The following is a 13485-nucleotide window of genomic DNA, read 5'->3' on the forward strand; positions in this document are numbered from 1 at the left end:
AGCTCTGATTTAAGAGGAGCAGGCTATCGCGGTAAAGAGGGTCGTCGGCAGCAGCATGTTCATACTCGGCGGGCAGCCGCGACCCAGGCGGCTTGTAGGCCGTGCGCAGATGCTGCCTTTCGGCATTCGCCTACAAGCGGCGCGAGGCCGCTGGCTGAGCGGCGAGCGGATGCAGGGGCAGGTCGTGGCGCTCGGCCAGGTCTGCCAGTTCGGCGCAGGACAGGGCAGCCAGGAAGGCTTCCAGGGCCGCATGCGTGGCCGGGTTGCGCATGCAGGCGATGCTGCCATCGCCCGGCACCGATGCTGCTGCGCACAGGCGTGCCGCGAAATGCGGCTCCAGTGCCGCCACGGCCACCGAACCGTCGGCGCAGGCATAGACGCGATAGCCTGCGTGTGCTCCGCCCACATCTCCGTCGGGCCGGGTCAGGCCCCAGTGCCAGGGCAGGGCCAGCCATTGCGCGGCCTGTGCCAGTCCTGTTTCCTGCAGGTTGCCGTGGCCGCTGCGCTGGCGCAGCAGCCAGGCCTTGAGCACGGCCTCGCTGGCCATCAGCGCACCGGCCATGTCGGCAAACAAGCTGGGTGGCATGGCGCCGCCCTGTACCAGCCCCGCCTCGGCCTGATAGGTCAGGTCATGGCCCGGCACATCGGCCAGGGCTCCCGCGCTGCCGACGATGCGCACCAGCGACAGCTGCGGATGGCGCTGCTGCAGCGACGCCCAGTCCAGCCCCAGCTTGGCCAGTGCGGCGGGGCGGAACGAGGTCAGCAGGATATCGGCGCTGTCCAGCGCCTTGTGCAGCGCCGCCTGTCCGTCCTCGGTCTTGAGCTGTGCCTGCCAGACCGCGATGCCCTGGTGCATGTCGGAATAGGCCTGCGGGCTGTAGAGCGCCATCGGGTCCGCGCCGGCAGGCCCTGGCTGCGCAGAGGGCGGCTCCAGCTTGCTGCACTGCGCGCCCATGGCCGCGCAGCGCATCAGGGCGGCGGGACCCGGCAGGTTCAGTGCCAGGCTCAGAATGCGTACGCCGGACAGGGGCAGCCCGTCTGCAGGCGAGGAGGTGACGGCAGTGAGGCAGGCGTGATCTGGCATGGGAATGGAGCGTCTCGTTCTTCATTCGATGTTTCGGCTGCCCGGATGATCGCACCGGTACCCGCGCAGACCTGGCGCATACCGGACTGCCAGGATGCAAAAACCGCCCGCACAAAGAAAATGCCGCCAGGGCAGGGAGCGCTGGCGGCATGCCTTCTCACCCGGCGCAGGGCCAGGTGGCTGGGGTGGCGGTCAGACCACCTTGGCGATCGACTGGCAGACGTAGTCGATGTTCTTGCTGTTGAGCGCAGCCACGCACATGCGGCCCGTGTCCGTGCCGTAGACGCCGAACTCGGTGCGCAGGCGCACCATCTGGTCCTTGCTGAGGCCGGAGTAGCTGAACATGCCGATCTGCGTGGTGATGAAGCTCATGTCCTGCTGGACGCCGGCAGCCTTCAGGCCATCCACCAGCTTCTGGCGCATGGCCTTGATGCGCACGCGCATCTCGCCCAGTTCCTTTTCCCACAGGGCGCGCAGCTCGGGGTTGTTCAGCACGGCCGCCACCACGGCGCCACCATGGGTGGGCGGGTTGGAATAGTTGGTGCGGATCACGATCTTGAGCTGGCTCAGCACGCGGGCCGCCTCTTCCTTGTCGTTGGCGACCACCGACAGTGCGCCCACGCGCTCGCCGTACAGGCTGAAGCTCTTGGAGAACGAGGTCGAGACGAAGATGTTCAGGCCGGCGGCCACGAACTTGCCGATCACGGCGCCGTCTTCGGCAATGCCGTGGCCAAAGCCCTGGTAGGCCATGTCAAGGAAGGCCACCAGGCCCTTGGCCTTGACGGCGGCAATCACCTGGTCCCACTGCTCGGCCGTGATGTCGTAGCCGGTCGGGTTGTGGCAGCAGGCGTGCAGCACCACGATGGTGCCAGGGGCCGCTGCGTTCAGGTCGGCCAGCATGCCTTCGAAGTTCACCTTGCGGTTGACGGAATCGTAGTAGGCATAGGTGCCCACCTCGAAACCGGCGTTCGTGAAGATGGCCTTGTGGTTTTCCCAGCTCGGGTCGGAGATCAGCACCTTGGCAGCGGGGCTGATCTTCTTGAGGAAGTCGGCGCCGATCTTCAGGCCGCCGGTGCCGCCGATGGCCTGCACCGTGGACACGCGGCCGGACTTGACGACGTCGGACTCGGCGCCGAACACCAGGCCCTTGACTGCGGCATCATAGGCAGCGATGCCGTCGATGGGCAGGTAGCCGCGGGCCGTGGGCTTGTCCATCATCGCCTTCTCGGCGGCCTGCACGCACTCGAGCAGGGGCAACTTGCCGTTGTCGTCGAAGTACACGCCCACGCCCAGATTCACCTTGCTGGGGTTGGTGTCGGCAGCGAACTGCTCGTTCAGACCCAGGATGGGGTCGCGGGGGGCCATTTCGACGGCGGTAAACAGAGACATGAAGCGTCCTTGGGATGTCTTGGGAGGTGGAAAAAACGCGGCTAGCCCCAAGCTGCGGTAGGCTTTCGGGTTAACCCATGAATTCTAGCGATCTCGCCGGCCGATACCCACTTTTGCGAACCCACGTCATGCACGAAGTCTCTGATTCCTCTCCAGCACCTGCGGCCTCGGGCCAGTTCGTGCATTTCGCGGACTCCCCCTTCGAGCTGTTCCAGCCCTATCCACCGGCTGGCGACCAGCCCGCCGCCATTGAGAAGCTGGTCGAGGGCATCCAGGACGGTGAATCCTTTCAGACCCTGCTGGGCGTGACGGGCTCGGGCAAGACCTTCACCATGGCCAACGTGATCGCCCGCCTGGGTCGTCCGGCCATCGTCTTCGCACCCAACAAGACACTGGCCGCACAGCTGTACAGCGAGTTCCGCGAGTTCTTTCCCAAGAACTCCGTCGAGTACTTCGTCAGCTACTACGACTACTACCAGCCCGAGGCCTACGTGCCCCAGCGCGACCTTTTCATCGAAAAGGACAGCGCCATCAACGAGCACATCGAGCAGATGCGGCTTTCGTGCACCAAAAGTCTCATGGAGCGGCGCGACGTGGTCATCGTGGCCACGGTCTCGGCCATCTACGGCATCGGCGAACCCGAAAGCTACCACCGCATGATCATGACGCTGCGTACCGGCGACCGCATCAACCAGCGCGACGTCATCGCGCAGCTGATCCGCATGCAGTACCAGCGCAACGACCAGGACTTCAGCCGCGGCAAGTTCCGCGTGCGCGGCGACACCATCGATGTCTTCCCCGCCGAGCATTCCGAGCTGGCCATCCGCATCGAACTTTTCGACGACGAGGTTGAAAGCCTGCAGCTGTTCGACCCGCTCACGGGCCGCGTGCGCCAGAGCATTCCGCGCTTCACTGTCTACCCCAGCAGCCACTACGTCACGCCGCGCGACAAGGTGCTGGCCGCCGTGGAAACCATCAAGCTGGAACTGGCCGAGCGGCTCAAGCAACTGGTGGGTGACGGCAAGCTGGTCGAGGCCCAGCGCCTGGAGCAGCGCACGCGCTTCGACCTTGAAATGCTCACCGAGGTCGGCCACTGCAAGGGCATCGAGAACTACACGCGCCACCTCTCCGGCGCAGCCCCGGGCGAGCCCCCCAGCACATTGACCGACTACCTGCCCAGCGACGCGCTCATGTTCCTGGACGAGAGCCACCAGATGATCGGTCAGCTCAACGCCATGTACAGCGGCGATCGCTCGCGCAAGACCACGCTCGTGGAGTACGGCTTTCGGCTGCCGTCGGCGCTGGACAACCGGCCGCTGAAATTCGAGGAATTCGAGCGGCGCATGCGCCAGGTCATCTTTGTCTCGGCCACGCCGGCAGACTACGAAAAAACCCACTCAGGTCAGATCGTGGACCAGGTTGTGCGCCCGACGGGGCTGATCGACCCCGAAATCGAAGTGCGCCCAGCCACCAACCAGGTGGATGACGTGCTGCAGGAAATCCGCCTGCGCGTCGAGCGCGGGGAGCGTGTTCTCATCACCACGCTCACCAAGCGCATGGCCGAGCAGCTCACCGACTACCTGAGCGAAAACGGGGTCAAGGTGCGCTATCTGCACTCCGATGTGGAGACGGTGGAGCGCGTGGAGATCATTCGTGACCTGCGTCTGGGCGTCTTCGACGTTCTCGTGGGCATCAACCTGCTGCGAGAGGGCTTGGACATCCCTGAAGTCTCGCTGGTCGCCATCCTCGATGCCGACAAGGAAGGCTTTCTTCGCGCCGAGCGAAGTCTCATCCAGACCATCGGCCGCGCAGCACGCAACCTGCACGGCAAGGCCATCCTTTACGCGGACAGGATCACGGAGTCGATGAAGAAGGCCATCGGCGAGACCGAGCGCCGCCGCGCCAAGCAAATGGCGTTCAACGAGGAAAACGGCATTGAACCCAAGCAGATTGTCAAGCGGGTGAAAGACCTGATTGATGGTGTCTACAGCGAAAAAAGCGGCAAGGAAGCGGAACGTCTGGAGGCCAATCAGCTCGAAAGAGCGCGTGTCGAGGACATGTCCGAAAAAGATGTGGCCAAGGAAATCAAGCGTCTGGAGAAGCAGATGCTCGAACATGCGCGCAGCCTGGAGTTCGAACAGGCGGCGCGGGTGCGCGATCAGCTGGCACTGCTCAAGGAGCAACTGTTCGGAGGCTCTTCCGCGCAGGTTTCCTGAGGCGGTGCCTTGTCTGAAGCCTGTTGGCTCTTGTTACCCGACAAAATTGATGGGGAATGTGGTACACTCAGGGTCAACACTCAACAACAACAAAAACTTCGATGAAAAGAAGGGCTCTGAACCTTTTGAACAGGACGGAGTAAGGGCGGAGACTGTGCCCAACTCCAGTCAAATCGCTGGAGCGGGTGTTTCTGTAACGTACAAGCCTGACTGAAGGAGCTCGTAATGCGTCTCACCACCAAAGGCCGTTTTGCGGTCACTGCCATGATCGATCTGGCCCTGCGCCAGAACAATGGCCCTGTTACGCTGGCTGCCATCAGCCAGCGACAGCAGATTTCCCTGTCGTATCTCGAACAGCTGTTCGGCAAGCTGCGCCGCCATGAGCTCGTCGAGTCCACCCGTGGACCCGGCGGCGGCTACACGCTGGCCCGCAAGGCTGGCGACATCACCGTGGCCGACATCATCGTCTCCGTGGACGAGCCCATTGACGCCACCCAATGCGGCGGCAAGGAAAATTGTCTGGGCGAAGCTGGCCGCTGCATGACGCATGAGCTGTGGGCGGCATTGAATCAGCGCATGGTCGAGTTCCTCGATTCCGTGACGCTGCAAAAGCTCGTCGACGAACAATTGGCCAAGGGCATCCAGATCGAGGACAAGCCCGTAGTGCGTCGTGCGATTTCCACGGCTCCCGTGGTCAAGCCCATCCGCGTGAATGCACCGAACTCGGTATTCGCGCTGGGCAACGCCTTCGCCAAGTCCTGATCGACTTTTGACACCCTGAGGGCAGGGCGCCGCTGCGCATGGCTGTGTGGCGCGGTGCTGCCCGCCCGGATGGATTCACCGGAGTTCATCGCCTTCCCGATTTTTGCCAGCCGGAACTTTGATAAGAGCCAGTCATGGACATGACCCCGCATTTCCCCATCTATCTCGACTATGGCGCGACTACTCCCGTGGACCCTCGCGTGGTGGACGCCATGATCCCATGGTTGCGTGAGCACTTCGGCAACGCTGCATCGCGCAGCCATGCCTGGGGTTGGGAGGCCGAAGAGGCCATCGAGAAGGCCCGCGGCCAGGTGGCGGATCTGATTGGCGCGGATCCCCGTGAAATTGTGTGGACCAGTGGCGCGACCGAGTCCATCAATCTTGCCATCAAGGGTGCGGCGCACTTCTATCAAGGCAAGGGCAAGCATCTGATCACGCTCAAGACCGAGCACAAGGCCGTGCTCGACACCATGCGTGAACTCGAGCGCCAGGGCTTTGAGGTGACCTACATGGACGTGCAGCCTGATGGTCTGCTCGACATTGAGGCCTTCAAGGCCGCGCTGCGCCCCGACACCATTTTGGTCAGCGTGCTCTTCGTAAACAACGAAATCGGCGTCATCCAAGACATTCCCACCATCGGCGCGCTGTGCCGCGAGAAGGGCATCCTGTTCCATGTGGATGCTGCGCAGGCTACGGGCCGCGTGGAGATCGACATGTCCAAGTTGCCGATCGACCTGATGAGCATGACCGCGCACAAGACCTACGGTCCCAAGGGCGTGGGTGCCCTGTACGTGCGCCGCAAGCCGCGTGTGCGCCTGGAGGCGCAGATCCACGGCGGTGGTCATGAGCGTGGCATGCGTTCGGGTACGCTGCCCACGCACCAGATCGTCGGTATGGGCGAGGCCTTCCGCATCGCCAAGGAAGAGATGGTCGAGAGCAATGCCAAGGCCTATGCGCTGCAGCAGCGCCTGCTCAACGGTTTGAAGGATCTGGAACAGGTCTTTATCAACGGCAGCATGGAGCACCGTGTGCCTCAGAACCTGAACATGAGCTTCAACTTCGTCGAAGGCGAGTCGCTCATCATGGGTATCAAGGGGCTGGCAGTGTCGTCGGGCTCCGCTTGCACTTCGGCCAGCCTGGAGCCCAGCTATGTGCTGCGTGCCCTCGGCCGCAGTGACGAGCTGGCGCACAGCAGCCTGCGCATGACCATCGGCCGTTTCACGACCGAGGAAGAAATCGACTACGCGATCAGCACCATCCGCACCAATGTGGTCAAGCTGCGCGAACTCAGCCCGCTGTGGGAGATGTACAAGGACGGCATCGACCTCAGCACCATCCAGTGGGCGGCGCACTGAGCGTCGGCCGGCACGCGAATCAAGTATTGAAGAGGTAGACATCATGGCTTATTCCGACAAAGTGGTAGACCACTACGAAAACCCCCGCAACGTGGGTTCGTTCGACAAGAGCGACGAATCGGTGGGCACCGGCATGGTCGGCGCGCCTGCCTGTGGCGACGTGATGAAGCTGCAGATCAAGGTCAACCCCGAAACCGGCGTCATTGAAGATGCCCGTTTCAAGACCTATGGCTGTGGTTCGGCAATCGCCTCGTCTTCGCTGGTGACCGAGTGGGTCAAGGGAAAGACGCTGGATGAAGCGGCTGCGCTGAAGAACAGCCAGATCGCCGAAGAACTGGCCCTGCCCCCCGTCAAGGTGCACTGCTCCATCCTGGCCGAAGACGCCATCAAGGCCGCAGTGGACGACTACCGTGCCAAGCGCACTGCGGTGGTGGCCGCCTGATATGGCGATCTCGCTGACCGAGTCCGCGGCCCGCCATGTGAGCCGCTACCTGTCGCGCCGCGGCAAGGGCATCGGCGTGCGCCTTGGGGTCAAGACCACGGGCTGCTCCGGCCTGGCCTACAAGCTGGAGTATGTGGACGAACAGTTGCCCGAGGATGTGATCTTCGAGGACCACGGCATCAAGGTGCTGGTCGACCCCAAGAGCCTGGCCTATATCGATGGCACGGAACTGGATTTCGTGCGTGAAGGCTTGAACGAAGGCTTCAAGTTCCACAACCCCAACGAGCGCGATCGCTGCGGCTGCGGCGAGAGCTTTCGCATCTGACCGGCATTTGCCGGGGGGCCAGGCTCTGGTGGCCTGGCGGCATGCCCGGCAGGCCCTGACTTTTCTACTCCCTCAAGAGGCCGCCATCGCTTCGGTGCTGGCGGCTTTTTATCGACATGAACCTGCAATCGGACGATTTCGAGCTGTTTGCGCTGCCGCGCCAATTTGCGCAGGAGCGCAGCACCATTGACGCGCGCTGGAAGGAGTTGCAGCGCGAGGCCCATCCTGACCGCTTTGCCTCGCAGGGCGCAGCTGCGCAGCGTGTGGCCATGCAATGGTCGGTACGCATCAACGAGGCCTATCAACGGCTGAAAGAGCCGCTCAGGCGAGCAGCCTATCTTTGCGAATTGCTGGGTGCACCCGTGCGTGCCGAGGACAACACCTCCATGCCCACCGCCTTTTTGATGCAGCAGATGGAATGGCGCGAGGCGCTGGACGATGCGCAGGACGAGGCCGCCTTGGATGCGCTGGACGGCGAAGTGTCGCAGGCCAGAAAGAGCATGCTGGCCGAATGCGGCCGCCAGCTCGATGAACTGCACGATGCCCAGGCGGCCGTGCAGCAGGTCAGAGCCCTCATGTTTGTTGCGCGATTTGCGCAGGACATAGAGCGTCGCCGCGATCAACTGGGACAATAGTCCGCGACCCGAACCTCCCACGAGAGTCCCTCATTCACAAGGCAGGCCGGCCGGCCCGGACCTGCAATTTCCCCGAGTATTTCCATGGCGCTTTTGCAGATTTCCGAACCCGGTCAGTCCCCCGATCCCCACCAGCGACGCATTGCCGTGGGTATCGACCTGGGCACCACCCATTCGCTGGTCGCCGCAGTCCGCAATGGCGTGGCCGAATGCCTGCCGGATGATCAGGGCCAGGTACTGCTGCCTTCCGTCGTGCGCTATCTGCCCCAGGGACGCCGCGAGATCGGCTACGCCGCGCAGGCGGCGCTGTCCACCGATGCGGGCAACACCATCGCCTCGGCCAAGCGCTTCATGGGCCGCACGCTGGCGGACATCGACGCGCCGGAGAAGCTGCCTTACCGCTTTGCTGCACAGGAAGCCGGTCGTGGCGTGATCGGGATCGAGACCATCGATGGCACGAAGACCCCCGTGGAAGTCAGCGCCGAGATCCTGGCCACGCTGCGCTTTCGCGCCGAGGACACCTTCAACGACGACATCCATGGCGCGGTCATCACCGTGCCAGCCTACTTTGACGACGCGCAGCGCCAGGCCACCAAGGATGCGGCCAAGCTCGCCGGCATCAACCTGCTGCGCCTGATCAACGAGCCCACGGCTGCCGCCATTGCCTATGGCCTGGACAACGGCTCCGAAGGCGTTTACGCCGTCTACGATCTGGGTGGCGGCACTTTCGATATTTCGGTCCTGCGCCTGTCCCAGGGTGTGTTCGAGGTCGTCTCCACGGGGGGGGACTCGGCCTTGGGTGGCGATGACTACGATGCGGCACTGGCTGAGTGGGTGGCCCAGCAGACCGGCGTGGTTCCGCAGACCGCCGAGGACAAGGCCCGCTGGCGCATGGCGGCACGCCTTTGCAAGCAGGCATTGACGGATGCTCAGGCCGCCACGTTCACGGCAGAGCTGTCCACCGGCACTGTGCATTTCGATGTCAAGCGTGGCGACTTCGATGCGAGCACGGCCCATCTGACGGCGCGCTCGCTGGCGGCGGTGCGCCGCGCACTCAAGGACGCTGGCCTGACGCGCGACGAGGTGCAGGGCGTGGTCCTGGTCGGTGGTTCCACCCGCATGCCCCAGGTGCGCGAGGCAGTGGCCCAGTTCTTTGGCCGCGATCCTCTCGTCAACCTCAATCCCGATGAAGTCGTGGCGTTGGGCGCTGCCATTCAGGCCAATCAACTCGCGGGCAACAGTTCCAGCGGCGACATGCTGCTGCTGGATGTGATTCCCCTGTCGCTGGGTGTGGAGACCATGGGCGGTCTGGTGGAGCGCATCATCACGCGCAACGAGACCATTCCCACGGCCCGTGCCCAGGACTTCACCACCTACAAGGATGGGCAGACGGCCCTGGCCATTCATGTGGTGCAGGGTGAGCGCGATCTTGTGGCGGACTGCCGCAGCCTGGCGCGTTTCGAACTGCGCGGCATCCCGCCCATGGCAGCCGGCGCGGCGCGCATCCGCGTGACCTTCACCGTGGATGCCGACGGCCTGCTGTCGGTGGGTGCCAAGGAGCAGATCAGCGGCGTCGAGGCGCATATCCATGTCAAACCCTCGTACGGCCTCTCGGACGACGAGGTTGCCCGCATGCTGCAGGACGGCTTTGCCACGGCCCAGCAGGACATTCAGGCGCGCGCGCTGGTGGAGGCGCGTGTCGATGCCGACCGCATGCTCATGGCCACGGAGAGCGCGCTGCAGGCCGATGGCGATGTGCTGGCTGCAGACCAGCGCGCAGCCATCGACGCTCTGGTCGATGCCCTGCGCGCCAGCGTGGGCTCCGAGGATGCCGCCGTCATCGAGGCCGCAACACAGGCGCTGGCCAAGGGCACGGAGTCCTTTGCCGCCGAGCGCATGAACCGCAGCATCCAGCAGGCCCTGGCCGGCAAGAGCGTGCAATCCCTTTCCTGATTTCTGATCCGAACGCAGATCCGCCATGCCCGTTATCAAAATACTTCCCCACGCCGAATACTGTCCTCAGGGTGCCGAAATCGAGGCGCCTGCCGGCACCTCCATCTGCGAGGCACTGCTGGACAACAACATCAAGATCGAGCACGCCTGCGACATGAGCTGTGCATGCACCACCTGCCACGTGGTGGTCAAGGCAGGCTACAACTCGTTGAACGAGGCCGAGGAAGAGGAAGAAGATCTGCTGGACCGCGCATGGGGCCTGCAGCCGCAGTCCCGCCTGTCCTGCCAGGCCATCCTGGCGCGCGAGGACGTGACCATCGAGATTCCCAAGTACTCGCTCAACCACGCCAAGGAAAACCACTGAGGACCCAGCACATGTCGCGTCAAATCATTCTCGACACGGAAACCACGGGCCTGTCCGCCGACAACGGCGACCGGCTCATCGAGCTGGGGTGCGTGGAGATGGTCAACCGCAAGCTGACCGGCAACAACCTGCATCTGTACTTCAATGCGGGGCGCGACAGCCATCCGGACGCGCTGCGCGTGCACGGCATCACCACCGAGTTCCTCAAGGACAAGCCTCGCTTCGAGCAAAAGGTCGATGAGATCTGGGAGTATCTGCAAGGCGCTGAACTCATCATTCACAACGCGCCTTTCGATCTGGGATTCCTGAACAAGGAGCTGGAGCTTGCCAACCGCCCGCCGATCAGGCAGTGCGTGAGCGGCGTCATCGACACCCTGGTCATGGCCAAGGAAATGTTCCCAGGCAAGCGCAACTCGCTGGACTCGCTGTGCGACCGTCTGGAAGTGGACAACTCCGGGCGCACGCTGCACGGCGCCTTGCTGGATGCGGAACTGCTGGCCGATGTCTACATCAACCTCACGCGAGGCCAGGAGGCCCTGCTGATGGTGGAGGAGCCGGCCCAGTCCGAGGGCGGCCTGGTGGTCGCGCAGGTCGATCTGCGCAGCTTCAGGCTGCGCGTGGTGAGCGCCAATGATCAGGAGCTGGCCGCGCACGAGGACGTGATGGTGCAGATGGATAAATCGAGCGGCGGCAAGACAATTTGGCGCAGCTTCGAAAATCAGTCCTAGAAGTTATGACATAATCTAAGTCTTGTCGCAGTAACGACATATGGGTGATTAGCTCAGCGGTAGAGCACTGCCTTCACACGGCAGGGGTCACATGTTCGATCCATGTATCACCCACCAGTTTTTCCAGGGAAGCGGGCCTCACAGCCGGCTTCATGGGTGATTAGCTCAGCGGTAGAGCACTGCCTTCACACGGCAGGGGTCACATGTTCGATCCATGTATCACCCACCAATTTTTTCCAAGGAAGCATGGCCTCGCAGCCATGCTTCACGGGTGATTAGCTCAGCGGTAGAGCACTGCCTTCACACGGCAGGGGTCACATGTTCGATCCATGTATCACCCACCAATTTTTTCCAAGGAAGTACGGCCTCGCAGCCGTGCTTCACGGGTGATTAGCTCAGCGGTAGAGCACTGCCTTCACACGGCAGGGGTCACATGTTCGATCCATGTATCACCCACCATTCAAGCCCTCCTGAAACTTGTTCAGGAGGGCTTTTCCGTTTTGGTTGCTCCCATTTGTTCCAGGTCCTGGATATTCCAGTGCAGCCCGGTGATCTGCGGCGTATTCGTATCTGGCGCGGTCTGATAATCAGTGGCTGAACGACGAAAGGGCAGGCAGGATGAGCGAGCAGGTCGATTGCGTGGTGGTGGGGACGGGCGTCGTGGGGCTGGCCGTGGCCAGGGCCCTGGCGTTGCAGGGCAGGGAAGTCATGGTGCTGGAGGCAGCTGAAGCCATTGGTACGGGCACCAGTTCGCGCAACAGCGAGGTCATCCATGCCGGCATCTACTATCCCCAGGGTTCGCTGAAGGCCCGGTTTTGCGTCGAAGGCCGCCAGCGTCTCTATGCCTATTGCGAGGAACGCGGCGTTGCCCACCAGCGTTGCGGCAAGCTCATCGTGGCAACGGATGAGGCGCAGCGCGGCCAGCTCCAGGCCATTGCGCGCAAGGCCGAGGCCAATGGCGTCAATGATCTGCGCTGGCTGGATGGCCCCGAGGCACGGGCCTTGGAGCCTGCGCTGCAGTGTGTGGCGGCACTGCATTCGCCCAGCACCGGCATCATCGACAGCCACGGCCTGATGCTGGCTCTGCAGGGCGATCTCGAAAACGCAGGCGGCATGGTGGTCTGCCATGCCGAGGTGCAGGAGGCCGCCGCCACGTCTGGCGGCGTGTGGCTGCGCACCGCCGACGGCACGCAACTGCAGGCGCGTAGCCTGGTCAATGCGGCAGGCCTGAATGCCCCGTTGCTGGCGGCGCGCCTGCAAGGCTTTCCGCAGCAGTTGGTTCCACGCGCCTTCTATGCCAAGGGCAACTATTTCACACTGTCCGGGCGCGCGCCGTTCTCGCGCCTCATCTATCCCGTGCCCGAGGCTGCAGGTCTGGGCGTTCATCTCACGCTGGACATGGGTGGACAGGCCAAGTTCGGCCCCGATGTGCAGTGGGTGGAAAGCGCAAGCGATCTGCAGGTCGATCCAGCGCGCGCCGACGCCTTCTATGCAGAGATCCGCCGGTACTGGCCGGCCCTGGCCGATGGCGCGCTGGTGCCCGGCTACGCTGGCATCCGTCCCAAGATCAGCGGTCCTGGCGAGGCGGCGGCAGACTTCACGATCCAGGGACCGCAGGTCCATGGCGTTGCGGGCGTGGTGCAGTTGCTGGGCATCGAATCGCCGGGTCTGACCAGCTGCCTGGCCATCGGCGCACATGTGGCGAAGCTGCTGGCCTGATGGTCTGCCGGTCCACGACACACGGCCACGGCAGGCCTTGTCTGACAAGGCTCAGGCCCCCTCGCTTCCCGGAAGCCAGGGAACAATTGGATAAGATGCTTGCATGTAACAAGGGCCTGCCCATGTTGCGTGACAGGTATCGGGCGACATGATTGCCTGCTCCCCGCTGTATTTGTTTTCACCTCAATAGAAAGGCTCATCATGACGAAGTCGATCACTGAAACCGTCTCCACCGCGCAAGCCGATCTTGAAAAACTGGTCAGCGACCTGCGTGGCCTGCTGTCTGCCAAGGAGCTGGATGCCGTGCCGGAAATCCACATGCTGCGCCAGCGCATCGATGACGGCATGTCCAATGTGCGTGACTCGGCTGTGCGCGCCGCGCAGGAAGCGGCCCGCCAAGCCAAGGATGCCGCCTATGCGGCGGATCGCTATGCCCACGACGAGCCGTGGCGTGTGGCTGGCGCAGCCCTGGCTGTGGGAGCCTTGCTGGGCTTCATGCTGGGCCGTCGCTGA

At 63.2% G+C, this 13485-nt stretch carries 13 protein-coding genes and 4 tRNA genes; 15 read left to right on the plus strand and 2 right to left on the minus strand.

What is annotated here, in order from left to right:
• Positions 1 to 130: 130 nt before the first annotated feature.
• The gene (locus U6958_RS15645; RefSeq protein WP_034365917.1) at positions 131 to 1084 is read right to left on the minus strand and encodes a CoA transferase; all 954 of its coding nucleotides are present in this window, start codon (positions 1082 to 1084) and stop codon (positions 131 to 133) included.
• Positions 1085 to 1276: 192 nt separating this feature from the next.
• Positions 1277 to 2473 carry an amino acid aminotransferase gene (locus U6958_RS15650; protein ID WP_016451689.1) on the minus strand — a complete coding sequence of 399 codons (1197 nt, stop codon included), beginning with the start codon at positions 2471 to 2473 and terminating at the stop codon, positions 1277 to 1279.
• 128 nt (positions 2474 to 2601) lie between these two features.
• Between U6958_RS15650 and uvrB the strand changes: the two genes are divergently transcribed.
• The 15 genes from uvrB (at position 2602) to U6958_RS15725 (ending at position 13485) form a co-directional block, all read left to right on the plus strand.
• Positions 2602 to 4689: an excinuclease ABC subunit UvrB gene (gene uvrB, locus U6958_RS15655; RefSeq protein ID WP_034365932.1), complete on the plus strand. Its 2088-nt coding sequence runs from the start codon at positions 2602 to 2604 to the stop codon at positions 4687 to 4689.
• Between the two features lie 225 nt (positions 4690 to 4914).
• The gene (gene iscR, locus U6958_RS15660; protein ID WP_012205825.1) at positions 4915 to 5451 is read left to right on the plus strand and encodes a Fe-S cluster assembly transcriptional regulator IscR; all 537 of its coding nucleotides are present in this window, start codon (positions 4915 to 4917) and stop codon (positions 5449 to 5451) included.
• 134 nt (positions 5452 to 5585) lie between these two features.
• Positions 5586 to 6806, plus strand: coding sequence for an IscS subfamily cysteine desulfurase (locus tag U6958_RS15665; protein WP_017403940.1), 1221 nt, complete (start codon positions 5586 to 5588; stop codon positions 6804 to 6806).
• A gap of 43 nt (positions 6807 to 6849) precedes the next feature.
• On the plus strand, positions 6850 to 7248 hold the full coding sequence (gene iscU, locus U6958_RS15670; RefSeq protein ID WP_016447123.1) for a Fe-S cluster assembly scaffold IscU: 399 nt from the start codon (positions 6850 to 6852) through the stop codon (positions 7246 to 7248).
• A 1-nt stretch (position 7249) separates the two neighbouring features.
• A complete protein-coding gene (iscA, locus tag U6958_RS15675) occupies positions 7250 to 7573 on the plus strand; it encodes an iron-sulfur cluster assembly protein IscA (RefSeq protein ID WP_016447122.1) in 324 nt (107 codons plus the stop codon).
• Positions 7574 to 7689: 116 nt separating this feature from the next.
• Positions 7690 to 8208, plus strand: a complete 519-nt coding sequence (gene hscB / locus U6958_RS15680) for a Fe-S protein assembly co-chaperone HscB (protein WP_016447121.1) — start codon at positions 7690 to 7692, stop codon at positions 8206 to 8208.
• Between the two features lie 84 nt (positions 8209 to 8292).
• Positions 8293 to 10161 carry a Fe-S protein assembly chaperone HscA gene (hscA, locus tag U6958_RS15685; protein ID WP_016447120.1) on the plus strand — a complete coding sequence of 623 codons (1869 nt, stop codon included), beginning with the start codon at positions 8293 to 8295 and terminating at the stop codon, positions 10159 to 10161.
• 25 nt (positions 10162 to 10186) lie between these two features.
• Positions 10187 to 10525 (plus strand): ISC system 2Fe-2S type ferredoxin, encoded by a 339-nt coding sequence (gene fdx, locus U6958_RS15690; protein ID WP_013802212.1) that lies wholly within the window; start codon positions 10187 to 10189, stop codon positions 10523 to 10525.
• A gap of 11 nt (positions 10526 to 10536) precedes the next feature.
• Positions 10537 to 11253, plus strand: coding sequence for a DNA polymerase III subunit epsilon (gene dnaQ, locus U6958_RS15695; protein WP_016447119.1), 717 nt, complete (start codon positions 10537 to 10539; stop codon positions 11251 to 11253).
• A 42-nt stretch (positions 11254 to 11295) separates the two neighbouring features.
• Positions 11296 to 11370: transfer RNA gene (locus U6958_RS15700), tRNA-Val, on the plus strand.
• Between the two features lie 37 nt (positions 11371 to 11407).
• Positions 11408 to 11482, plus strand: a tRNA-Val gene (locus tag U6958_RS15705).
• A 40-nt stretch (positions 11483 to 11522) separates the two neighbouring features.
• Positions 11523 to 11597 (plus strand) — tRNA-Val (locus tag U6958_RS15710).
• Positions 11598 to 11637: 40 nt separating this feature from the next.
• A tRNA-Val gene (locus U6958_RS15715) sits at positions 11638 to 11712 on the plus strand.
• A gap of 159 nt (positions 11713 to 11871) precedes the next feature.
• Positions 11872 to 12972, plus strand: coding sequence for an NAD(P)/FAD-dependent oxidoreductase (locus U6958_RS15720; protein ID WP_074921298.1), 1101 nt, complete (start codon positions 11872 to 11874; stop codon positions 12970 to 12972).
• Positions 12973 to 13173: 201 nt separating this feature from the next.
• Complete coding sequence (locus tag U6958_RS15725) at positions 13174 to 13485, plus strand: DUF883 domain-containing protein (protein WP_016447117.1); 312 nt, start codon at positions 13174 to 13176, stop codon at positions 13483 to 13485.

The organism is Delftia lacustris (genome assembly GCF_040267515.1).
In the GTDB taxonomy this organism is placed as follows: Bacteria; Pseudomonadota; Gammaproteobacteria; order Burkholderiales; family Burkholderiaceae_C; genus Comamonas; species Comamonas tsuruhatensis.

Coding starts and splice junctions, on each gene's coding strand:
- U6958_RS15645 (WP_034365917.1), bottom strand. CDS start 1,084: ATGCCAGATCACGCCTGCCTCACTGCCGTCACCTCCTCGCCTGCAGAC.
- U6958_RS15650 (WP_016451689.1), bottom strand. CDS start 2,473: ATGTCTCTGTTTACCGCCGTCGAAATGGCCCCCCGCGACCCCATCCTG.
- uvrB (WP_034365932.1), top strand. CDS start 2,602: ATGCACGAAGTCTCTGATTCCTCTCCAGCACCTGCGGCCTCGGGCCAG.
- iscR (WP_012205825.1), top strand. CDS start 4,915: ATGCGTCTCACCACCAAAGGCCGTTTTGCGGTCACTGCCATGATCGAT.
- U6958_RS15665 (WP_017403940.1), top strand. CDS start 5,586: ATGGACATGACCCCGCATTTCCCCATCTATCTCGACTATGGCGCGACT.
- iscU (WP_016447123.1), top strand. CDS start 6,850: ATGGCTTATTCCGACAAAGTGGTAGACCACTACGAAAACCCCCGCAAC.
- iscA (WP_016447122.1), top strand. CDS start 7,250: ATGGCGATCTCGCTGACCGAGTCCGCGGCCCGCCATGTGAGCCGCTAC.
- hscB (WP_016447121.1), top strand. CDS start 7,690: ATGAACCTGCAATCGGACGATTTCGAGCTGTTTGCGCTGCCGCGCCAA.
- hscA (WP_016447120.1), top strand. CDS start 8,293: ATGGCGCTTTTGCAGATTTCCGAACCCGGTCAGTCCCCCGATCCCCAC.
- fdx (WP_013802212.1), top strand. CDS start 10,187: ATGCCCGTTATCAAAATACTTCCCCACGCCGAATACTGTCCTCAGGGT.
- dnaQ (WP_016447119.1), top strand. CDS start 10,537: ATGTCGCGTCAAATCATTCTCGACACGGAAACCACGGGCCTGTCCGCC.
- U6958_RS15720 (WP_074921298.1), top strand. CDS start 11,872: ATGAGCGAGCAGGTCGATTGCGTGGTGGTGGGGACGGGCGTCGTGGGG.
- U6958_RS15725 (WP_016447117.1), top strand. CDS start 13,174: ATGACGAAGTCGATCACTGAAACCGTCTCCACCGCGCAAGCCGATCTT.